Source organism: Pseudomonas sp. SIMBA_067, assembly GCF_046534675.1.
GTDB lineage: Bacteria > Pseudomonadota > Gammaproteobacteria > Pseudomonadales > Pseudomonadaceae > Aquipseudomonas > Aquipseudomonas putida.
In genome coordinates this window covers 1-278 of record NZ_JAWRYH010000314.1, presented here as the reverse complement: position 1 = coordinate 278, position 278 = coordinate 1, and the positions used below count along the sequence as shown (strand labels likewise).

The following is a 278-nucleotide window of genomic DNA, read 5'->3' as shown; positions in this document are numbered from 1 at the left end:
CTCTGGAAGGGCCGCTATGAGCGGGAAGCGGACGCCCGGTGTCCGCTAATGTGAACTCGCCAGGTTACTTAAACCGTCTCCCTGCCTCATCAGTCACCTTTTCTCCATCCTCTTTGGTGAAAGAACCTTTCTGACCTTCAGGGAGAATATCCAGCACAATTTCTGAGGGACGGCAAAGTCGTGTCCCTAACGGTGACACTACTACCGGCCTGTTAATCAGGATCGGGTGCTGAAGCATAAAATCGATCAACTGCGCATCAGAAAATTTATCTTCATCC

The 278-nt window shown here is 50.7% G+C and carries 1 protein-coding gene; it reads right to left on the bottom strand.

What is annotated here, in order from left to right:
• Positions 1-64: 64 nt before the first annotated feature.
• A partial coding sequence (locus SB765_RS29250) for an ArsC/Spx/MgsR family protein (RefSeq protein WP_410932437.1) occupies positions 65-278 on the bottom strand: 214 nt, incomplete at its 5' end.